Genomic DNA, 21963 nt, shown 5'->3' with positions numbered 1-21963 from the left:
TTAATAACGTCACCCAAAACTATTTAGTATGTTTCAAATACCATCTTTGTTCCATTCTTTAATGGAGTCCCACTTTTTGATTTAATTTCATCTGTGATATATAGATAAAATATTGTATCTCCTCGAAGCTTCTCAGTAGGTTTAATTGAAACTGTTTTACCATCATTTGATAATGATATATCTAGTTCCACTTCTTTTGAATAGATATCTTTTATATATACCGTATCTTCATTAACTGATTCTGCATCAAGTACTGTGTTAAAACGAATATCCCAAGTCTTCGTTCTAGATACGTTTTTGCGCTCTTTTTCTAGTAGCCATCCATTTGTATTTGGCCCAATTTTAACCTCGATTTCTTGTTTATAGCTTCGATCTGCTGTTCTTCCTATGATGGTTACCTTACCGGATGCTAATGCTTTTACATTCCCATTAGCGTCTACAGTTGCGATATCTTCATCTTTTGATCTCCAATACACCTTTTTATTAGATGCGTCACTAGGGAAAAACTCTGTTTCGATTTGCTTGCGATCTAGAGCTTTTAAAGACATAGTTTTGGGAATTTGAAAGCCTGATAGCTTTTTATATTCTCCTGCTTCTACATGGACTCTAATTTCTCCCTGTTTTCGTTTATCTTGTGTGGTGACGGTAATTGTGGTTGTCCCATCGTTTTTGGCTGTAATTTTACCTAATTGATTAACGGTGGCTACATTTTCATTGCTACTAGACCATTTATACACGTGTTGATTCGTAGCATTCATTGGGTAAATGTAATAGTCTAGTTGATATTCTTGCCCTTCAATCATATCAAGTCCATCATCATCCCCGCGAATATGGATTTCATCAACTGGTATAGTGACGTAGATAGTTATTTCATCCGTCCATCCACCATCGATAGATGTGGCTTTTACTGTGGTTTTTCCTTTAGATTCAGCGGTTACAACACCACGTGGATCGACACTTACAATGTCCTCATCTTCAGATTCCCATATGACTCGTTTATCTGTGGCATTGAATGGATAAACCTGTGCATTAAGCTTGAATGAGTCGTCTTCTAATCCATCGTCAGTTAATACTCTCTCAAGTGTTAGAACATTTTTCGTGATATCAATTCCGGTAACGGGTACCTTAATGGATACTTCAGCATGATCCGTATATCCACCACTTTTAGTTGTTACAGTGATCGTTGCTTCATTCTCTGTACTCGAATCAGCTACTGCTGTGATTTCTCCATTTTCATTAACGGTTACGACATCCTCGTTACTTGAAGACCACACTACATCTTTAGAAATGGCATCAAAAGGGAAGACGGTAGCTTTTAATTGAGTACTTTCATCTGGTTTTAATTCAACTGTGTGTTGATTTAACTTTACTCCTGTAACAAAAGCAATGTTTACAGAAGTTGGTTCGTGACGATTTGTATTTGTACCATTACCTAATTGACCATTTTGGTTTCGTCCCCAAGTATAAATGGTTCCGTCTTCTGTTTTAGCGATGGAATACTGATCACCTGCTGCAACTTCTGCAACGTTGTCCAGTTCATATAGTGGTTCTGGATTAGATACGATTTCTGTCTCTTGAGATATACCAACCTCACCAAAACTATTATTTCCCCATGCCCAAACTTGTCCACTGCTATCGATTGCTAGATTATGAGCATCGCCTGCAGCAATCGTTACTATATTAGACAACCCAGGAACAAGGTAAGGCTTTGCATAATCTCGGTCGTCTTGATTACGCTGGTTAAAATCATTTACGCCCCATGACCACACATTCCCGTATTTGTCTAAAGCTAAGGAATGAAAACTCCCTGTTGCTATAGATTTAATAGGAGGGAGGCCTTCTACTTCAAATGGGTTCTTTGTACTTTCTAAACCAGAAGACATTTGGCCGCCCCAGTTTTCTCCCCATGTCCAAACCGTTCCGTCTTCATCAAGAGCAAGATTATGACTTCTATAGCTGTTGATCTCTACTATATTTTCAAGTCCTAGCACTTGTTCAGCAACTCGTTTTGTTCCCGTAGGAATGTACTTATGCTGTCCCAACTGATCAAACTCGTTGGATCCCCAGCTCCACACTGTACCATCAGCTTTTAATGCAACTGAGTGCTGATCGCCGGCTTGAATAGCAATGACATTTTTTAATGTTTGTTCGGTGTATTGGGAGTCAGAACTACTTTCCTGATATTCTTTTACCTCTTGGGGTTGTGAGTAAGAAAGTTCGTGTTCATTATTTCCAACTTGTCCTGTATTGTTAGCACCCCAAGCAAGGACTCTTCCAGACTTGGTTAGTGCTAAAGAATGTTGTTTACCAGCGGCTAAAGAGACGATATTCTCATCGTCTTCTTGAAAATTCGTTATCTCAATTGGTCTTAATTCATATGAATTTTTGTCGTTACCAAGCTGAGTGAATTCATTCCAACCCCAAGCTAATATCCTAGGATCACCATCTGAATCATCTGTTAGTGCAAGCGTGTGTCCATTATTTATTGATATTGTCTGTTGGTTGTTATCTGCAGCTTGTACATTCACGAACTGTATTGTACTAACCATAAGTAATCCGATTAGTATTAACAGGGAAATTCTTTTGTTCATCCTAAATCACCTCTATTCGTATTGAATCGTAGCCTTATTAATTTCCTGTTCCGTGTAACCTTTAGGAACATTTGTAGCTCTGTAATACCCATTACCGTCATCGTAAAAAGGTATCTTATCTTCTCCTAGTTTGATAAAAATGTTTTGATTACTAGATAGGTTTAGTCTGTCTTTCTCAATAATAATTTCAGAGGAACGATCAACATAATCGAGGACAACTCCACCAACATTTTCAATTGTTAGATCTGCGTTGTCTTGTTGATTTTGGACCACTGAAAATGACATTTTAACTGGACGTTTTAGATTGGATTCTTTGTGATAAAAAGTTATATCACGTTGAATATATAGTTGATACGTTTCTCCATTTTCGTAGCCTCCAACAGGTGCTTTTACTGTAAGCTTATCTCCAACACTAGTTACACGAACTGGAATTTCCTCACCGTCATCATTCATCACTTGTATTTTTCCTGAGTAGTACTTTGGTTTAGCGTTAAATTGAATCGTCCATGTTTTATCTTTTGCTACATTACTTTTGTGACCAAAATCAAATATTTGCTGTTCGGCTTGGGGTGAAATAAGAACCTGATTCCCTACTTCACGAAGAAAATCCACTGTTTGTTTTGTGCTGGATTCTCTTTCGATCAAAGCGTTATACCTTAGGTCAACGATTCGATCACTTGCAGAATTATAAGGATCCATTAAGTGATCCATTTTCATTAAGGAATCAATCGATGCAATTTGATTATGGGTTGCATATATACGATCTAACCTATTTAATCCTTCAATAGGGGAAAGGTCAGTGATGCTGTTATGAGAGATATCTAGGTTGCTTAACTCATCAAAATATCGAATAGCACTAAGGTCGTCAATATCATTTCCTTGAACATATAAGTCTTTTAAATGGTAAAGATTTTTTATATCTTCTAGAGATTTCAAACCATTTCGATTTACATGAAGGGAGTTTAAACGAGAGTGACCATCAATTGGTTTTAATGATTCAATACGATTGTCATCTAGCCAAAGGTCTTCTAAAGCATTTAGATCTTCTAATGGTGAAATATCTTTTATTTGGTTGTTACTTAACTGAAGCTCTCGTAAATTCTTTAATCTTTCTAGTGTATAAATATCTAAAATCCCGTTATTACTTAAGTTTAAGTGGGTAAGGTCCGTTAAGTCCTGCAAGAATGCTATGCTAGTAATCTCATTATTGGAGAGTCCTAGAACTTTTAGGTTTGTTAGATCTTTCAGTCCCCATAAGTAATCAATTCTATTATTGTTTAGATACAGTTCTTCCAATTGTGTGAGATCCTGTAACGGATTGATATTCGATATATCATTATGAGATAGGAACAGTTTTTCAACATTCGTAAAGTGCTTGATTGGCTCAATATTTCGAATGCCATAGTGCTGTAAGTCTAACGTTCGAATTTGCTCTACATCATTTTTATAGATAGGTGCATCAGATTTGTTTAATTTATCTCTGATGGCTTCTTCAAAATTAGCGTCTTCAAAATTGATGACTGCACTGTTTTGGTTCTCTTTTTGCGGTGAATATCGAACATCAGCATTGTTTTCTTCAAGCTTTTGTAAATAGTTCATCATATTGCTTTCTGGATTTATTGCAATGCGGTTTTCTTGTACATAAAGCTCTAACAAATTCTTTAATTCAAAAAGAGGTGAGAGGTCTTCAATGTCATTTTGTTGTAGCCATAAGGATTGTAATTCATCTAAGTCTTCTAGTGCTGAGATATCTTCAATTACATTTGCTTGTAAATGAAGGCTTGTTAACTCATCTAATGACCGTAAAGGCTCAATGGATGTAATCATATTGTGATCGATCCACAAGCTTTTTAATGATGTTAATGATTGAATATTTTCTAGAGATGAAATTAAATTATCGTTAATATATAGATGTTCTAGATTCCAAAGATCGTTTAAAGGTTCAAGGTCCTCAACTTCATTACTATTTAAGCGCAGAGTAGTTAGTTCACTTAAATTTGAAAGGGAGGAGATATCGCTTATTTGATTGGCAGATAAGGATAACGTGTTTAGTTCTGATAAATATCGTAGAGGAAACACTTGATTGATGTTGTTATTATGTAGATACAATGATTGGAGTCCTTCTAATTGAGCGAGAGATGAAAGGTCAGAAATAGTGTTATGAGACAAGTCTAACTCTTGCAAGTTCTCCATTTGTTCAATGCCATCAAGGTCCGATATCTTATAATTTGATGCATCAAGGTTTGTTATATCATTTAATTGTTGTTGAGTAAGGTCTTCCAGATCTATATGTAATTGATCCAAAACAGCTTTCTCTAGTCCCTCATCTAAAAATAACTCCTCAGCATGAATGCTTGGAGAGTAGACTAAAAGAAAGGCGATAAAGCTCGTGATAAAAAGTAGACGATAGTTATGTAGTTGCTTCACGAAAGTTCACCTCATTAAAATATCTAAATTATGCACATCTCTCTCTTATATCGGCAAAATAAGGTGGAAACATAAATAAAGTTTTGTATAAAAAAATCCCTCTCTGCTGTTGCAGAAAGGGAGGTGGTTATCATTCAACGTCAACGGGTTGGATGACGCCTTGAGTTGATGTTTTACCGTTTTTGTTTTCCCAGCCGGGATGAATCATTATCATATAATCTCTATCAGGAGATAGCTCACTTTTAGGATCTAATAACAAGGTGTCTTCATCTTCTGAAGTGAGGTTGAATTCAACCTTATCTCCACCAAGTTCAATCAATTCAATAGACGATTCAACTGATTGAGCTTTGACAGGACTACTTAATTGAATTTCAAAGGTTTTTGTAGGAGATACTTGATCTTTTTCAAACGTTTTATAATCATTAGATTCTACTAATGCAACTCTGTGAGCATCGGCTAAAGGCTGTTCAGAATTAATATCAGGTTTGATTCCAACATCTTGAATCTTATTGTGGTTAGGTGTGAAAAAGCGAGCTGTAGATAATTTTACAGCCCCACCATCTGGTAGACTTAATAATTCTTGTAGCAGTCCTTTACCAAAGGTTGTTGTACCATATAGAGTAGCCGAATCATAATCTTGCAAGGCACCTGCTACTATTTCAGAAGCACTAGCACTATTTTCATTAATCAACAGTGATACTGGCTCTTTAAAAGTATAATCTTGTTCAATAGGTTCATAGGATAGATTGCTGTTTCTAAATTCTGCAATGATTGCATTTGAGACATTTGGAAAGAATCCAAGTACTTGTTGCGACGCTTTTAAATAGCCGCCCGGGTTGTTTCGTACATCGATGATCCATTGGTCAACACCGTCTAATTCTGATGCCACATCGTTCAATTCAGCTGCTGTTTTGTGGCTGAAGGTATATAGTTGTACATACCCAATATTTCCACCTAAACGCTCACCTTCTACGGAAGGAAGTTGGATTTCTTTTCTTTGAACAGTAACATCATTTAGTTCTTCACCTTGTAAAACCGTTAAGTCAACAGAGGTACCTGCTTCACCTTTAATGTAGGTTACAGCTTCTTCGATGGACTTTCCTTTTAATGAGGTACCGTCAGCCGAAAGAATAATATCGCCTGAGTGAAGACCAGCTTGCTTAGCAGGGCTATCTTCAAACACGCGGTTAAGTAGAATACCTTCTTCAACCTTTTCAATACCTACTCCAATTCCTACAAATTTTTGATTAATGCTATCCTTGAAGGTTTGATATTCGTCTTTAGTGAAATAGGTAGAGTAAGGGTCAAGTTGATCAAATATTGTGTCTAAATCCTTTTCTAATAATGAAGGATCGACTTTATCTACGTAGTAATCCTCTATGTATGACTTTACAGTGTCCTCATTAGCAGCTTGAACAGGTGGAGTGGATAATGAAACGATTAATGTCGCTAGTATAAATAGGTTTAATTTCAATTTCTTTCCGATCATGTTATAAAACTCCCTTGGAAGTAGCTTTTCTATCAGTATATCATGAGAAGAGAGTACGATTTAAGGCGTGTTTTCAAAAAAATGTTAAGAAAAGATACTTAAGGTGATTTTTACAACATAGAGGAATAGCTTTTTTGATGAAAATTTTGTTATCATAAGTTATAAAACTACTTAATTAATGAAGGAATAGAATAAACTTTTACGATTTAAATTGGAGAAGACCCTTTACAAGCAACGTTTTTGAGCCTTAAGATATTATAGGGAGGTTGGTGTCATGAAAAAGAAAAAGGTAAGTGTTTCTGTAGAAGAGGACTTATTTAATAAAATAGAGCAAAAGACAGAAGAACTTGGTATTAGTAAAAGTGCTTTTATCTCCTTTTCGACAAGCTTCTTTCTTCATCAATTAGAACATACTGAACTTGCAGCTGGAGATCGCGATGTGAATGTCTATGAATTGATTAAAAGTAACATCGAAGCTCAGCAAGAAGCAAAAGAAATGAGTAAAAACTCCAAATAATTCACATAAACATTTTACTAGACATAAAAAGTGCCATCCCTATTTGAGGGAATGGCACTTTTTTTCATTCGGCAAGTTTTCTTTATTGTTTCGGGTAGGCTTTCCAATTGCTAAGGTCAATTTCTTCTTTATCTATCATAGCGCGAGGGAAGATGAATGTCCAAGGTTTACTCGTGTTTGCTTTTACCTCAAAATCTTCTAACTGGAATCCACCTTTTGCAATGACTTCACCTGAAGCATCTTCAACATGTAAGGGCAATTGTTGAAGGTTAATGCTTTTCTCGCTACCATTTCGTATTAACATGGTTACATGAAGATCTTCGTTATCATTTTGAACGGCTTTTAACCCTAAGAAGTTCACTTCACCAGATTTCGGTGGTTCTAATGATTCGGTGAATTTCTGTAAGGATTCAATTTCTTCATTTGCCATTGACTTCTGCCAGCTATCAGCCAGGTCAAGTGAGTGTTTTTGAGCAGGCTTCTTTAATTCAAACGCCAGCTTCCAACCCTCAGCCGGGATGTCTTCAAGTGGAACAAATAGATCGTTCTCTCCAAATATAAAGATAAATGGGCGACTAGAGCGAGCAGGAAGCTCACCAAGCTTTGAAAGATCAAACTCTTTACGCCCTAGCTTAGTGCCGTTTTCATCAACAAGTAAAACGGTTGTGTTGTTGAAATTAATCTTTTTACTTAATGAGTTTCGAACAAAAGCTCCAACAGCTGCTTGGTTTTCAAGTTTATTAAGTTCAAATCCTCCTAGAGAAATCTGGTTAGGTTTTAAAGGAGGATGCTCATTATTCATAAATCGATAAACATACATTTGTTCTTCATCAAGTTTCCATGAAGGGTGAAGAGATAATTCCGTTTCAATCTCTTCATTTGACGATTCTTCTTGTACTTCATCTAATAATTCATCTGCACTTACTGTAGAATCATTTGTGCGAATTTCCTGTTTCTGGTCTTGTTTCTTTCGCTTGAAAGGGTTAAACATTTGCTAGATCCTCCTACTTCTTTTTATTCCTAATGGCTTGTACGAAGCGAGCTAGTTGTAATACCATCTCTTTTTTCATTTCGTGCATGGTATGTTCAAATACATCTAGTCCTTCATTTTGATAGAGGCGTAGCGGATCTTCTTGTTGGTACTGTCGCATGCCAATACCTTCTCGTAGTCTATTCATCATTTCGAGGTGACGAATCCACTGACGATCGATGGATGTAATGGCAGCTTGCTTTAATCGAGATTGTAGCATTACATTTTTTCCAAGTTTCTCAACTTGTTCTGTGTAGCCATCAATAACCTTTTGTACATAGTCTTGTACTTCTGTAATATCTTCAAACTTCTTCTCAGAAAGTTTGGTCTCAACAATCGGTGCTGCTCTATTGATCTCAGTTTCTAATCGTTCGAGGTTCCATTTTTCCGGAACAACTGTTTCAGGGCATTCTCTTTCTATTAGATTATGAATGTAATCAGAAAGATAAGGAACAACAAGTTCAAGAGACTGATTTGTTTCTAGGAATTGATTACGTAAGTTATAGATGACCTCACGTTGGTCATTAATAACATCGTCCAACTTCAAGTTGAATTCACGGATGTTAAAGTTGCTACCTTCAGAAATTCTCTGTACTGTATCAATGAACTTATGGATGTCTTTATTTGTAACAAGACCATCCTCATTGGTTTTGATATTTTTCATTTTTCGTTCAGTTTCTTCTTCAGCAAATCGATGAAGCATTTCATCCTCCATAGAAATGACAAATTGTGTTGAGCCTGGGTCACCTTGACGACCTGAACGTCCTTTTAACTGGTTGTCGATACGACGTGATTCATGTCGCTCAGTACCAAGAACATGAAGCCCTCCAAGTTCTGCTACACCTTCTCCAAGCATAATGTCTGTTCCGCGACCTGCCATATTTGTAGCGATGGTAACTTGTCCTCTTTGACCAGCTAGAGAGATCAGGCGTACTTCCTGTTCTATACTTTTCGCATTTAACAGCTCATAAGGAATACCAGCTTCATCTAAGTAGTTTGCAATCGTTTCTGATTGAAGAATGGAAGTCGTACCAATTAAGATTGGTTGCCCTTTAGAATGACGTTCCTTAACTTCCTCTACCATAGACCTGTATTTTTGATCTTTAGTTAGATATATTCGGTCAGTTAAGTCTTCACGAATAACAGGTTTATTCGTTGGAATTTGAATAACTTCCATATTGTATGTGTGTTGAAATTCTTTTTCTTCAGTTTTAGCTGTCCCTGTCATTCCAGATAGGATCGGGTACTGTCTAAAGTAGTTCTGAATGGTGATGTTTGCTTGTGTTTTATTTTCTTCTGTTATTTCTAAGCCTTCTTTAGCTTCAATTGCCTGGTGAAGGCCATCGGAAAGTGTACGACCTTCCATCATACGGCCTGTAAACATATCAATTAATTTCACTTCACCTTGGTCAACAATATAATCAACATCACGCTCGAACATAACACGCGCACGAACTGCTTGGATCATATAATGGTAAAGGGTTTGGTGCTCTAAATCGAATAAATTATCAATGCCAAAAGCGCGCTCTACTTTCGTAATACCAGGTTCATTTAGATTAGTGGATCGAGTTGTTTGGTCATACGAATAATCTTCTTCAGCTTTAAATGACTTGGCTAATTTTGAGCAAACGCGATGTAGTTGTGCACTCGCCATTTGTTTTCCAGCTATAATGAGAGGGGTTTTTGCCTCATCAATTAAAACACTGTCAATTTCATCGATAATGGCATAATGGTAAGGACGCTGGACACGCTGGTTTGGCTGTTGTGCCATATTATCTCTTAAATAGTCAAAACCAAATTCAGTACCAAGACCATATGTAATATCAGCTTCATAGGCTTTCTTCTTTTCCGCAGGAGAAATCTGAGGGACATTTAATCCCACTGTTAAACCTAAGAACTCGTGGATGGGTCCGATATGTTCAAAGTCACGACGAGCTAAGTATTCGTTAACGGTAATAACGTGAACACCTTTTCCTTCTAGAGCACGTACATAACTTGGGAGGGAAGCTACAAGCGTTTTCCCTTCACCTGTTGCCATTTCAGAAATGTTTCCGTCGAGTAACGATAGTCCTCCTATTAACTGAACATCGAAATGACGCATACCCAAGATACGTTTTGAAGCTTCCCGAACAACGGCAAAGGCTTCTTCACGAATCGATTCAATAGATTGACCTTCTGCTAATCTATGTTTAAATTCTTCCGTTTTATTTTGTAATTCTTCATTTGTAAGCTTTTCAAAGCCAGGCTCTAGTTCATTGATGTATTCTACTGCTTTTTTATAGGGTTTAAGCTGCTTTTCAACTTTACGATCCCCATATTTTTGCTTTACGGTTTCAAGCATATTATACGCTCCTCAATTGTATGATTACCGTTTATTAGTATATCACGAAATACTAGTCAATTCACCACTACACCTAGCATTTGGTAGATTTAGGCTGTGGGATTTTTCTGACTTGTGACATTATTCTCTGTAACATTGTGATAATATTCGGGGGATTTTGTAATATAATTGTAACAAAAGAAAGTATGTTCCCTCAAAAAGCTAGAAATATGTCGGATAAGCATTCCTTTTTTCCCAATTTTATCAAAAGATATAGAATTTTTCCGTCATATCGTGCTATCCTTAGACATATGAGAAATGAGACAACCTATGTATTGGAGGAGCATGAATGACAGCTAGATTATTCGTAGGATCGCTTCTTAGTTTTTTGGTTTTGGTTTTATCACCCATGATGGCCCAGGCCGACACAAATTGGGTACAGTTTTCGGACAAGTCAAACGTAGCTATCGACAAAGAATGGACTATAACTTTCAATACACCAATCTCTCAAGACGCAGTAAACAATGAAAATATCTATCTTAGAAGTGTAAGCGGCAAACTAAATCCAGAGCTTACATTAAGCAATGATGGTAAAAAAATCACAGTAAAACCTCCAGAAGGTGGCTATGAGCCTGGCGAGTATTATGCATTATATGTAACACAAGAAGTTACATCTCAGTTGGGTAAAAAGATGGAAAAAGGGTACAAGCAAATGTTCCAAATTGACCCTAATGCAGGTGTATCGGAAGGTGGTTCAGGTTCAGAACCAGATGAAGAGCCTGAAGAAAAAACGGTAATGTCTACTGGAACTGTCACAGCGGACATTCTGAATGTAAGAGAGAAACCGACAGCAAGCAGTAACAAAGTAGGATCTTTAAGTCGTGGAGACACTGTTAAGATTTATGATTTTGAAGATTATTGGGCAGAAATTGAGTACAACGGTAAGACAGCTTATGTCCATAAAACGTATATGAAATTACGTAAAGAAGGTGGCACAGCTGTAGAAGGTCAACGTATCGTAGTAGATGCAGGGCATGGGGATCATGACCCAGGTGCTAATTATGGTGGTGGAATTGAGAAAGAAATTAACTTGGATGTTGCTCAACGTGTAGCAGAAAGGTTAAAAGCACTCGGAGCCACACCAATACTAACTCGTGACAGTGATCGTTTTCTCACACTAGATGGTCGTGTTGAATACGCAAAAGAAATGAAGGCTGATCTTTTCGTCAGTGTTCATACAAACGCAGCGTATAAAGGTGCTGAAGGTTCTGAGGTTTTCTATTCTGCTGAAAAGCTCAGCAACGTTGAAGAAAGCAGAATCCTAGCAACTAAGATCCAAAATCACTTGGTCGACGATGTTGGTATGTATGATCGCGGCGTTAAAAGTGAACGTTTTTATGTGATTCATCATAATACGTTACCAAGCGTCTTGGTTGAACTTGGTTTCGTTACAAATGATGGAGATCGTGCGAAACTTCAATCTGATCACTACCGCAACCTGTTCTCCAAAGCAATTACGGATGGTATCGTTGATTACTTTGAAGAACCAGTGAAATAACTTATAAATTTTCCAGGCATCCTTTGATGGGTGCCTTTTTTATTTACATACCCGCGACGGACATAAATGAAACATACATAAACGAAAAATATAAAAATTTTTAAAAGAAAAATGAAAATTTGCAACTTCAAATTATGTTCTTTCGTCTAATTCACCGATGGGCTTATTCATGTATTTAAGTGAAAAAGGGTCCAATGGTCTATGGAATCTTCGTTTAAATACATAAAAATGAGGTTAAATAATAATACAAATCGGATGTTCTAGACGGGCTCACATTATGGTATAATCTCTTGGGAGCTAAAACCTTGTCTGAATTTAGCTTTCAACAATAGTATTACCTTGTTTTAAAGAGGTATTCAACGGAAATGGAAAGTAATAACTGCTTCAATACATTCAAGAGAGGACATACTAAGAACCGAGGAGGGTCTTCATGGAGTTCAAGGCCTTAATATTTTGTTTTATTGCTTCAATCCTCATCACACCGTTAGTTAAGAAGCTGGCTGTGAAAATTGGAGCTACCGATCAACCTAATCATCGAAAAGTTCACAAGAAACTTATGCCACGTTTAGGTGGCTTAGCTATATTTTTAAGCTTCATCATAGGCATTCTTCTGTTCTTCCCGGATAGTGGATATACATGGCCGGTGGTCATTGGAAGTACAATCATTATTATTACGGGAATTTTAGATGATATGCGTGAATTATCTCCAAAATTGAAAATTGCTGGTCAATTAGCTGCTGCAACAGTAGTTGTAGTAGGTGGCGTGCAAGTTGAGTTCATTAACTTACCTTTCATGGAACAAAAGTTAGAATTTGGTTATTTAAGCATTCCGATTACGATCGTCTGGATTATTGCTATAACAAATGCCATTAACTTAATTGATGGACTTGATGGTTTAGCTGCCGGTGTATCAGCAATTGCATTATTAACGATTTCTGGTATGGCGATTACAATGGGTAACTCATTCGTAGTCATTGTTGGATTTATTACATTAGGAAGTACGTTAGGTTTCCTATTGTTTAACTTTTACCCAGCAAAGATCTTTATGGGTGATACTGGAGCACTCTTTTTAGGATTTATGATTGGTGTTCTATCCTTATTAGGGTTTAAGAACGTTACATTTTTCTCGTTCATTATTCCGATCATTATTTTGGGAGTGCCTATTTCTGACACGATATTTGCAATTGTTAGGCGATTTGTTCAACAAAAGCCTTTATCGTCTCCAGATAAATCACATTTGCACCATTGTTTATTGCGTTTAGGATACAGTCACCCAGAAACGGTTTTAATGATTTATGCTATGGCAGCATTGTTTAGTTTAGCTGCTGTTATCTTTTCACAAGCCACAATGTTTGGCTCCGTGTTTGTATTATTCATTTTACTTTTACTGGTAGAATTAGTGGTAGAGGTTACTGGTTTAGTCAGCCAAGATTACCGACCAATTCTAAACTTAGTAAAAGATTACCGTACAAAACGATAAATTCATTTTTAGCACTGGATTATTATATCCGGTGCTTTTTTATGTCCTAAATAAACTCTTCTCATCCTCTTGTTATGCTCCTCAAAGCTCGAACTTATTCGCTAAAAATTTTCTTATTCTTTTTATTTTAATCTTTTCCCGGGAAATATTTTGTCATAATTTCAATTTCCTATGTCGGAATTATTCGACTGCAAATGAAAATTTAGACAGAATCCTACCAATGTCCTCTATTATTACCGCAATGTACCATATATAATAATAAGAGTAGAATTTCGTCTGAAGAATCATTTGGGGAGGAGCATCAGGATGAAGAAGACAAGCGTGATCCTTTTGAGTTTTGTGATGATGTTGTCACTATTAAGTCCAATAGGTAAGGTGGATGCAGCCACAACCTGGAAGGAACTAGAGAGTAGAATTAATGTTTCCTTGGATAAGGAATTTAAGGTGAATTTTAATGTGGCAATGGATCCTGAAACAATCAATGAGGATACAGTGTATGTGATGAATTATCGTAGTTTCAAGCCGCACCCCGTAGAAACAAAATTATCGGAGGATGGCAAGACCTTGACTGTTTCACCAAAGGAGAACTATACATTGGGTGAAACCTATACATTACATATAAAGCAATCTATCAAGTCAATGAGAGAAAAAAAGATGGAAGAATCTATTAAGTTATCATTCCAAACTTCTAGGGACTTTCAGATTGCTAATATGAATGCTTTGGAAGATTATGAACTTGGAAAATCGTATGACACGCTTACTGAAGCGAAAGAAAATGTTGCAAAAGATGGATCCCAAGTCATCTTGGAAAATGGAGAAGTTGTATGGATGCCAGAAGGTATTGTTCGTACTAGATGGTTTACGCATATTTATGAAGATGAAAATAGGACTTCTGCTATTACATATGTGAATAGCTCAGCTGAAATGCAGTATTTAGATACAGTTGATGATGGGATTATGATTAAGATTGCTGATCAAATTGGGTATGTAAAACCAAGCGATGTGCAACTTGTTCCAAACAAATTTATTGATGGACAATCCTATTATGAAAATGAAGATGGTAAGTTAGTGCACCACATTTATCAAAATGGTGGTTACGTCCAATATACGTACGGGACGGCACCCGATTCGCTGGATGAAGGGGAGAAAGTGTATAGTTGGGATGGAGAAACGTTTGAAGGGAAGGAATATCCTTTCTTTAATCAGTTATCCCTAAGAACAGAAACGCATTATACTGCTGAGGAATTGAATCAGTTTATGAAGCGCTACAGTCCGGATAGTCCTCTTATTGGACTTGGTGATGTATTCATCGAAGCTCAAGAAAAATTCGATGTTAATGGTTTATACCTTCTATCTCACGCAATTCATGAAAGTGCATGGGGGAAGAGTAAGATTGCAAGGGATAAAAACAACTTGTTTGGAATCAACGCAAGTGATGACAATCCTTATGGGAATGCGGATGAGTTCAAGTCTTTAGAATCTAATATCATGTATGTTGCCAAATTTGTATCTGAGAAGTATCTAACACCAGGGAATTTCAGGTATAACGGTGACTTCCTTGGGAACAAGTCAGAAGGTATGAATGTAAAATATGCATCTGATCCTTACTGGGGACAAAAGATCGCAGGGTGGATGTTTAAGGCTGATCAATACTTAGGTTCTAAGGATCGTAGGTTGTTGGACCCTGATTATGAACCTGAAAATACTGAAGATAGTACAGAAGAGTCCACAAACGAAACTACTGAAGAAGATACGAATTCAACAGATGAAAACACTAGTAATTAATATTCAGCTAATAACAACAAGATAAAGACTTATAATGATTTCAGACAATAAAACGGATCAAAAGAAGCTAGCCTACAAATTAATGATAGGCTAGCTTCTTTATTATTGTATAGCTAATGATTATGATTCTTTATCTTGAATAGATTCTTCATCATCTTTGGCGTATGCACTGTCGTCATTTGAACCGTTTTCCAATTCGAGGTGGACCTGAAGCTTTGACATTATATCTGTCACACTTTGATCTTTTAAACGGTAATAATAAATGTCGTCAATATAGGCGTGGTTTCCGTTCAGTTGCATTGTATCAATTTCAACGTTGTTCTTTCTTAAAGCATAGTCATGAAGGGAAACCATTTCCTCGAATTCCATGTTTGTTTTCATGTTTTTTCCGATTGAATCAATGAGAGAACCGTATTTTCCAATTGACTTCATTTTTGAAGCTTCTTGAAAAATCGCCTTCATCAATTCCATCTGGCGTTGACCTCGAGCCATGTCACTATCATATTGACGTGATCGTGCTAGTGCTAACGCTTCTTCTCCATTTAAATGTTGTTGACCTTTTTCGAGTTTTATGGCTCCAGCGACATCGTTACTATTTTTTTCTGATAATTTGAATGGGACATCATATTCAATACCTCCTAAAGCATTTACTGTTTCGATAAAGGCATTGAAATTTAAACGTACGTAATAATCAACAGGGATATTAAACATATTCTCAACTGTTGATACAGCCAGGTCAACTCCTCCGAAAGCGTGCGCGTGTGTAATTTTATCTTTAAAACCTTTTGATGGAATATCTACATAAGAATCACGTGGTATGCTAACCAGCTTAATGGATTTCTCTTTCTCATTAAGTGTAGCTAGAACCATTGCATCTGATCGTGCATTTTCTATATTTCGAACGTCACTATCATCGATACCTAAAAATAGAATGGAAATATTATCATAGTTCGGATCAACAACCTCATCACGTTTTGTTGACTTATCGCCACGATTTAATTCTTGTTGAGCTTGATCGGTTACCGTTTTAGCTTTATTCGTAAGATACATACCATAGCCAGCTGTAGCTCCAGCTGCAAGTAAGAAAAGAACAAGGAAAGACCATAGAATGATTCTCTTCTTTGAGGCCTTTTTAGTTTTCATGAGTTATTCTCCTTTGTGGTCAGGCGGTATATCGATCTCCATGTAGGAAACCTCACCTTGATTGATTTCAACCTGATCATGCGTTAGATCAACCATCCATGTCGTGAATTCCTCTTCTTCTCCCTCTTCCACATATATATCTAATTCCACATTTTCAAGGTATTCAATCCTTTTTAGTATGTAAGAGCTTGAACGAAGTTGGTTTTCAACTTTACCCAAAAGGTTATAGTCGGCTTTTACAATCATGGATCTCATAAGCTGACGCTTTACTATACCTGTCGTATTTAAGGCTTCAGATGTTGCGCTCCCATAAGCACGAATTAGGCCACCTGCGCCTAGTTTAATACCACCGAAATAGCGGGTAACAACCACTGCGGTATCTTTTAGGCCTTTTTTCTTTAATACTTCAAGCATAGGTACTCCTGCTGTCCCGCTAGGCTCACCATCATCATGAGCTTTTTGAATTTGGTCATTTTCCCCTATTAGATAGGCTGAACAATTATGGGTGGCATCATTATGCTTTTTTTTAATTTCTTGAATAAATTCTTTTGCTTCTTCTTCAGTTTCTGTTCGTTTTACATATCCAATAAATCGAGATTTCTGAATCGTAATCTGCTCCGATCCTTCTCCTTTAACGGTTAGATAGCTATTTAACATCTTGCATTCTACCTCCTAAAACTTCATTATAATGTTACGGGGATGAATCAGCAAACGAATTCTTAAAGAGTTACGTACGCTTAAACAAAATAAAAAAAACAAGAAATTTGGATGAGCATAAGCTTGTAGACCTATCCTAAATCCACAACTTCCGAAATTTTTATTGTTAATAAATAGTTTTTTTTTCGAATAACCCCCAAAAATTATCATGGGTCAAACGAATGAGTATGTGAACATAGATGGAGGAGACGTTTTATGTCTGAGTCTAAAATTGGTGAAAAAGCACTTGATTCGATCATTCAAGAAATGGTTGATGTAGTGACAAACAGTAAAGATGAAATCTTCCAAATAGGCGAGCAATCTCGGACAGAGTTTGAACAGCTAAGTTCAGAGTTGAATGATACGAAAAAACAAGTTATTGAAATGATTGATGAGGGAGATAAACTTGAACGTCAGGTTCGATTTTCCCGTATGCGCCTTTCCGAGGTTAGTAAGCATTTTGATAAGTACTCTGAAGCTGAAATACGTGAAGTGTATGAACAAACTCACCAACTTCAAATGCAGCTTTCTGTAAAACGAGAAAAAGAAAAGCAGCTACGAGAGAAACGGGATGACCTTGAGCAACGCATTAGACGTCTTTCTCAAACAGTAGATAAAGCAGATGCCCTTGGTGGCAAAATATCTGTGGTTCTCAATTACTTAAATGATGACTTTAAACAAGTATCTGAAGCACTTGAGGATGCTCGAGAAAAGCAGGCTTTCGGACTGCAAATCATTGAGGCTCAAGAAGAGGAACGTAGACGTTTGTCTAGGGAAATTCATGACGGTCCTGCTCAAATGCTTGCAAACGTCATGCTTCGCTCTGAGTTAGTGGACAGAACCTTCCGTGAGAGAGGTGTAGATGAGGCGTTAAAAGAAATTAAGGATGTGCGGAAAATGGTCCGTTCAGCCCTGTATGAAGTTCGTCGCATCATTTATGACCTACGACCAATGGCTTTGGATGACTTAGGACTCGTTCCAACATTAAAAAAATACTTAGCAACAGTAGAAGAGTATAATAGTCTCCAGATTGAATTCTCCTCACAAGGAGAGGAGAAGCGTCTAGACTCCAAATACGAAGTTGCTTTGTTTCGTTTAGTTCAGGAAGCCGTTCAAAACGCTTTGAAACACGCTGAAGCTAAAACGATTCAAGTGAAATTTGAATTGAAACGTAATAATGTAAACATTGTAGTAAAAGATGATGGAAAAGGTTTTGATACCAATCAGAAAAAGGAAAAATCCTTTGGTATCGTTGGGATGAAAGAACGCATTGAAATGCTTGATGGAGAGATCTCTATTGATTCAAGTATTGGAGAAGGTACTGTTATCATGATCCAGGTCCCATTGAATCAGTAGATATTGGAAATGTTGTATTCTTCTATATTCTTGTACCTATTTATATTATAATGGGTATATCAGATGAGATAAGGGGATCAACAAACATACACAAGCGACTATTTGGGCGGGTTTAAAGACTTATGAGGGTTTGAAACCTAGCACCAAAAGGGAAATAAACAATAATGAACAATGGAATTCATTGGATATGGGAGGCTTAACCATGACCACCAGCATTGTATTAATTGATGATCATAAATTATTCCGTGAAGGAGTAAAAAGAATACTAGAGTTTGAACCAAGTTTTAAAGTTGTAGCAGAGGGTGACGATGGGGATTCAGCTACGAAACTAGTTGAAGAACACAGTCCTGATGTTGTATTAATGGATATCAACATGCCACAAGTAAATGGCGTGCAAGCTACAGCTGAGCTTATTAGTCAGTTTCCAAATCTGAAAGTTATTATTCTATCAATCCACGATGATGAAAACTATGTAACCCACGCACTTAAGACAGGTGCACAAGGTTATCTTTTAAAAGAAATGGATTCAGATGCCTTAATTGATGCGATTAAAGTTGTAAGTGAAGGCGGATCTTATTTACATCCAAAAGTAACGCATAACTTGGTAAAAGAATATCGCCGCTTAGCAGATGAGGGTACAGGTAGTTCTCAAGCTGAGAACACGATTGAATATCGCAAACCATTACACCTACTAACTCGTCGTGAGTGTGAAGTTTTACAACTTCTAGCTGATGGAAAGAGTAACCGTGGTGTAGCAGAAGCTCTTTTCATTAGTGAAAAGACCGTTAAAAACCACGTAAGTAACATTCTGCAAAAAATGAACGTTAACGACCGTACTCAAGCTGTTGTTACAGCTATTAAAAACGGTTGGGTTGAAGTTTTTGCAAATTAATATGATGAAAGACTCTAGAAATGAAAGTTTTCTAGGGTCTTTTTTATGTTTTAAGTAAAATAGGATCAGTGAAAATCAAAGAATCGGTTGGTGCATTTGTTATTAAGTTCATGTACAATTAAGATACATTTACATAATTTTTCATAAATTATCGTCATAACATGATATAAAACAAGTTGGTTTTCAAAACCAATCGAACTATTACTTAACCAAGGGGTACGATATCTATGAAAACAGCAATTGTTACAGATAGTACAGCTTACATACCAGAAGATGTACGTAAACAACATCACATTCATATGATTCCACTTAGCGTGCTATTTGGAAATGAAAGTTACAAAGAGGAAGTCGACATTTCAACTGAAGACTTTTTTGATATGTTACGAAAGTCAGACGAGCTTCCGAAAACATCACAGCCTTCTATTGGAATGTTCCAAGAATTATATGAAAACTTAAGCTTAAAATATGATGCGGTCGTTAGTATTCATTTATCAAGCGGCATTAGTGGAACCTATCAAACATCGACGACTGCTGGAGAGATGACAGAAGATCTTGATGTCTACACATTTGATTCAGAAATTAGCTGTATGGCTCAAGGATTTTATGTGCTTGAGGCAGCTGAGATGGCGAATAACGGAGCTACACCTGATCAGATCATGTCTAGATTAGAAGAGATGAAAAATTCCTTACAAGCTTACTTTATGGTAGATGATTTAACAAACCTTCACCGTGGAGGGCGCTTGAGTGGAGCTCAGGCTGTTGTAGGAAGCCTATTGCAAGTGAAGCCTGTTCTTCATTTTGTGGATACGAAGATTGTTCCGTTTGAGAAAATCCGTACACGTAAGAAAGCTTTGAAGCGTGTAAAGGGATTGTTTGAAGAAGTGGCCGCTGAAGGCGAACCAATGAAAGCTACGATTATCCATGCGAATCGTGAAGCTGAAGGTCAGGAAATTTTAGAAGAGCTTCAAGAGCAATATCCACACGTTGAATTTGTGTTAAGTTATTTCGGTCCTGTTATTGGCACACACTTGGGTGAAGGTGCTATCGGGATTGGTTGGTATAAAAAATAAACTTCTAAGAGACGTCATGCTGGGTATAGGCATGACGTTTTTATATCTCTGAAAGGAGTGTGAACTTATTGAAGTTTGATCAGTTTATATCCTCGCTTTATTCTTACTATAACTCCTCGTTTGATTGGATCCCCTCTACTGTTAAAGATCATTCACCAAATGGATATCCCACCCTAAGCGGTAAACTCTTACTAGAAAAAGAAGTTGATATGAATAAGGAAGAGAAAGAAACGCTTTTGTCAAAAGGTTTATTACAGCGAGTTCCTGTTATAGAAGAGCATGTTTGGGGTTACCTGTGTCGCCGCTGCGGAAACAAGAAGAGAAGATGGTTTGCTGGCTTGCCTTGTGGTTGTGAGAAAGAGTGCGTTTATTGTCGGAAGTGTATTGAAATGGGAAGGGTTTCGAGTTGTTCTCAGTTTTTGGTATGGACCGGTTCTGAATCTAAATGGGAGAGAAGTGGGCAAATTCTAAAATGGAATGGGGAGCTCACCTATTATCAAAAGAGAGCTTCAGATGAAATAAGGAGTGCGATAGATTCCAAGAATGATCTCCTAGTGTGGGCGGTTTGTGGCGCAGGGAAGACGGAGATGTTGTTTGAGGGTCTTGCTCACGCACTGGCGGAAGGAAAGAGAGTTTGTGTTGCTACTCCAAGGGCTGATGTTGTAAAAGAGTTATTTCCTCGCTTTCGGGAGGTGTTTTCTTATGTAAACATGGTGTCCCTTTATGGAGGGAGTCAATATGTTGATGAAGGAGCCCAACTTGTATTATCTACCACTCACCAATTACTAAGGTATGCCAGGGCTTTTGATGTTTTAATTATTGATGAAGTTGATGCATTTCCTTTTTATGCGGACACTTCTCTTTTGTGGGCCTCGAGACGTGCTAAAAAAATAGACGCTGCCACAATTTACTTAACAGCTACTCCTCGTATTCGATTTAAAATACTTTCTAAACTGAAAAAGCTTCAGACTGTATTTGTTCCTCAACGGTTTCATGGTCACCCTCTACCTGTACCACGATTTGTTTCATGTTTTGGTTGGAAATCCTCTCTTGATAAAAATACCTTACCAAGAAAATTTAAAAGATGGTTAGACGAAAAAGAAGTGGGAGGGAGGCGTATTCTTGTTTTTGCTCCTACAATCGCTTTGGCTGAGCAATTGGCTGATCTCATTCCAGGTGGAGTCTATGTTCATAGTGAAGACGAGAACCGTGAAAAGAAAGTTCAGCAATTTCGAAATCTAGAGATATCTATTCTTATTTCCACAGCTATATTGGAAAGAGGTGTAACGTTCCCTTCAATCGATGTAGCTGTATTCCATGCAGGTCATCGGAATTTTGATGAAGCGGCTTTAGTACAAATTGCAGGAAGAGCTGGTCGGAGTGCCAATGATCCTAATGGAGATGTTGTGTTTTTTCATGATGGGAAATCAGAAGCGATGGTAGAAGCAAGATACTCGATTCTAAACATGAATGATCTAGCTAGGAAGGGAGGGCGATAACATGCATTGTTTATGGTGTGATCAGAAAATTCTTCCTAAAGTTACATGGTTAACCTTTTTGACTCCTCAAAAAATAGAAGTTCTGTGCGAAGAATGTAAGGGAAAGTTTT

15 protein-coding genes are annotated in these 21963 nt (G+C 37.1%); 8 read left to right on the top strand and 7 right to left on the bottom strand.

Translation table 11 applies throughout. The features are described 5' to 3' along the window. Nucleotides 1-23: 23 nt before the first annotated feature. The 3 genes from GS400_RS17050 to GS400_RS17040 all read right to left on the bottom strand — a co-directional run bounded on the left by GS400_RS17050 (nt 24) and on the right by GS400_RS17040 (nt 6507). Nucleotides 24-2591 carry an RCC1 domain-containing protein gene (locus GS400_RS17050; protein ID WP_160103792.1) on the bottom strand — a complete coding sequence of 856 codons (2568 nt, stop codon included), beginning with the start codon at nt 2589-2591 and terminating at the stop codon, nt 24-26. Nucleotides 2592-2603: 12 nt separating this feature from the next. After that, complete coding sequence (locus tag GS400_RS17045; protein WP_160103790.1) at nt 2604-5018, bottom strand: leucine-rich repeat domain-containing protein; 2415 nt, start codon at nt 5016-5018, stop codon at nt 2604-2606. 130 nt (nt 5019-5148) lie between these two features. Next, nucleotides 5149-6507 carry a S41 family peptidase gene (locus GS400_RS17040; RefSeq protein WP_160103788.1) on the bottom strand — a complete coding sequence of 453 codons (1359 nt, stop codon included), beginning with the start codon at nt 6505-6507 and terminating at the stop codon, nt 5149-5151. Nucleotides 6508-6781: 274 nt separating this feature from the next. Between GS400_RS17040 and GS400_RS17035 the strand changes: the two genes are divergently transcribed. Next, nucleotides 6782-7024 (top strand): hypothetical protein, encoded by a 243-nt coding sequence (locus tag GS400_RS17035; RefSeq protein ID WP_027445464.1) that lies wholly within the window; start codon nt 6782-6784, stop codon nt 7022-7024. Between the two features lie 82 nt (nt 7025-7106). Here the strand turns inward: GS400_RS17035 and GS400_RS17030 are convergent, their stop codons facing one another. Continuing rightward, nucleotides 7107-8015 (bottom strand): accessory Sec system S-layer assembly protein, encoded by a 909-nt coding sequence (locus GS400_RS17030; RefSeq protein ID WP_160103786.1) that lies wholly within the window; start codon nt 8013-8015, stop codon nt 7107-7109. A gap of 13 nt (nt 8016-8028) precedes the next feature. After that, nucleotides 8029-10395: an accessory Sec system translocase SecA2 gene (secA2, locus tag GS400_RS17025; protein ID WP_160103784.1), complete on the bottom strand. Its 2367-nt coding sequence runs from the start codon at nt 10393-10395 to the stop codon at nt 8029-8031. Between the two features lie 328 nt (nt 10396-10723). On the opposite strand from secA2, the gene GS400_RS17020 reads away from it, so the two are divergent. The 3 genes from GS400_RS17020 to GS400_RS17010 all read left to right on the top strand — a co-directional run bounded on the left by GS400_RS17020 (nt 10724) and on the right by GS400_RS17010 (nt 15197). Continuing rightward, nucleotides 10724-11932: an N-acetylmuramoyl-L-alanine amidase gene (locus GS400_RS17020; protein WP_160103782.1), complete on the top strand. Its 1209-nt coding sequence runs from the start codon at nt 10724-10726 to the stop codon at nt 11930-11932. Nucleotides 11933-12362: 430 nt separating this feature from the next. Beyond that, nucleotides 12363-13412 carry a glycosyltransferase family 4 protein gene (locus GS400_RS17015; RefSeq protein ID WP_160103780.1) on the top strand — a complete coding sequence of 350 codons (1050 nt, stop codon included), beginning with the start codon at nt 12363-12365 and terminating at the stop codon, nt 13410-13412. Between the two features lie 306 nt (nt 13413-13718). Continuing rightward, nucleotides 13719-15197 carry a glucosaminidase domain-containing protein gene (locus GS400_RS17010; RefSeq protein WP_160103778.1) on the top strand — a complete coding sequence of 493 codons (1479 nt, stop codon included), beginning with the start codon at nt 13719-13721 and terminating at the stop codon, nt 15195-15197. Between the two features lie 120 nt (nt 15198-15317). Here GS400_RS17010 and GS400_RS17005 read toward each other — a convergent pair whose 3' ends face one another. Together GS400_RS17005 and GS400_RS17000 are read right to left on the bottom strand one after the other, a co-directional pair. Then, nucleotides 15318-16340, bottom strand: coding sequence for an LCP family protein (locus GS400_RS17005; RefSeq protein ID WP_160103776.1), 1023 nt, complete (start codon nt 16338-16340; stop codon nt 15318-15320). A 3-nt stretch (nt 16341-16343) separates the two neighbouring features. After that, nucleotides 16344-16997 (bottom strand): YigZ family protein, encoded by a 654-nt coding sequence (locus tag GS400_RS17000; RefSeq protein WP_160103774.1) that lies wholly within the window; start codon nt 16995-16997, stop codon nt 16344-16346. Nucleotides 16998-17252: 255 nt separating this feature from the next. Between GS400_RS17000 and GS400_RS16995 the strand changes: the two genes are divergently transcribed. The 4 genes from GS400_RS16995 (at nt 17253) to GS400_RS16980 (ending at nt 21853) form a co-directional block, all read left to right on the top strand. Continuing rightward, nucleotides 17253-18392: a sensor histidine kinase gene (locus tag GS400_RS16995; protein ID WP_160103772.1), complete on the top strand. Its 1140-nt coding sequence runs from the start codon at nt 17253-17255 to the stop codon at nt 18390-18392. A gap of 202 nt (nt 18393-18594) precedes the next feature. After that, nucleotides 18595-19284, top strand: coding sequence for a response regulator (locus GS400_RS16990; RefSeq protein WP_160103770.1), 690 nt, complete (start codon nt 18595-18597; stop codon nt 19282-19284). A 227-nt stretch (nt 19285-19511) separates the two neighbouring features. After that, a complete protein-coding gene (locus GS400_RS16985) occupies nt 19512-20354 on the top strand; it encodes a DegV family protein (protein WP_160103768.1) in 843 nt (280 codons plus the stop codon). Nucleotides 20355-20422: 68 nt separating this feature from the next. Next, nucleotides 20423-21853 carry an ATP-dependent helicase ComFA gene (locus GS400_RS16980; RefSeq protein WP_236561007.1) on the top strand — a complete coding sequence of 477 codons (1431 nt, stop codon included), beginning with the start codon at nt 20423-20425 and terminating at the stop codon, nt 21851-21853. The last annotated feature ends 110 nt before the right edge of the window (nt 21854-21963 follow it).

The organism is Pontibacillus sp. HMF3514 (assembly GCF_009858175.1).
Classification (GTDB): Bacteria; Bacillota; Bacilli; order Bacillales; family BH030062; genus Pontibacillus.
The sequence above is the reverse complement of the archived record's forward strand: the minus strand, read 5'-3'. Positions and strand labels throughout refer to the sequence as shown.

Bases quoted from the DNA above. Each gene is read 5' to 3' on its own strand.
- GS400_RS17030 (WP_160103786.1), bottom strand. From the start codon at position 8,015: ATGTTTAACCCTTTCAAGCGAAAGAAACAAGACCAGAAACAGGAAATT.
- GS400_RS17010 (WP_160103778.1), top strand. From the start codon at position 13,719: ATGAAGAAGACAAGCGTGATCCTTTTGAGTTTTGTGATGATGTTGTCA.
- GS400_RS17040 (WP_160103788.1), bottom strand. From the start codon at position 6,507: ATGATCGGAAAGAAATTGAAATTAAACCTATTTATACTAGCGACATTA.
- GS400_RS16985 (WP_160103768.1), top strand. From the start codon at position 19,512: ATGAAAACAGCAATTGTTACAGATAGTACAGCTTACATACCAGAAGAT.
- GS400_RS17005 (WP_160103776.1), bottom strand. From the start codon at position 16,340: ATGAAAACTAAAAAGGCCTCAAAGAAGAGAATCATTCTATGGTCTTTC.
- GS400_RS17035 (WP_027445464.1), top strand. From the start codon at position 6,782: ATGAAAAAGAAAAAGGTAAGTGTTTCTGTAGAAGAGGACTTATTTAAT.
- secA2 (WP_160103784.1), bottom strand. From the start codon at position 10,395: ATGCTTGAAACCGTAAAGCAAAAATATGGGGATCGTAAAGTTGAAAAG.
- GS400_RS17020 (WP_160103782.1), top strand. From the start codon at position 10,724: ATGACAGCTAGATTATTCGTAGGATCGCTTCTTAGTTTTTTGGTTTTG.
- GS400_RS17050 (WP_160103792.1), bottom strand. From the start codon at position 2,591: ATGAACAAAAGAATTTCCCTGTTAATACTAATCGGATTACTTATGGTT.
- GS400_RS16990 (WP_160103770.1), top strand. From the start codon at position 18,595: ATGACCACCAGCATTGTATTAATTGATGATCATAAATTATTCCGTGAA.
- GS400_RS17015 (WP_160103780.1), top strand. From the start codon at position 12,363: ATGGAGTTCAAGGCCTTAATATTTTGTTTTATTGCTTCAATCCTCATC.
- GS400_RS17000 (WP_160103774.1), bottom strand. From the start codon at position 16,997: ATGTTAAATAGCTATCTAACCGTTAAAGGAGAAGGATCGGAGCAGATT.
- GS400_RS16995 (WP_160103772.1), top strand. From the start codon at position 17,253: ATGTCTGAGTCTAAAATTGGTGAAAAAGCACTTGATTCGATCATTCAA.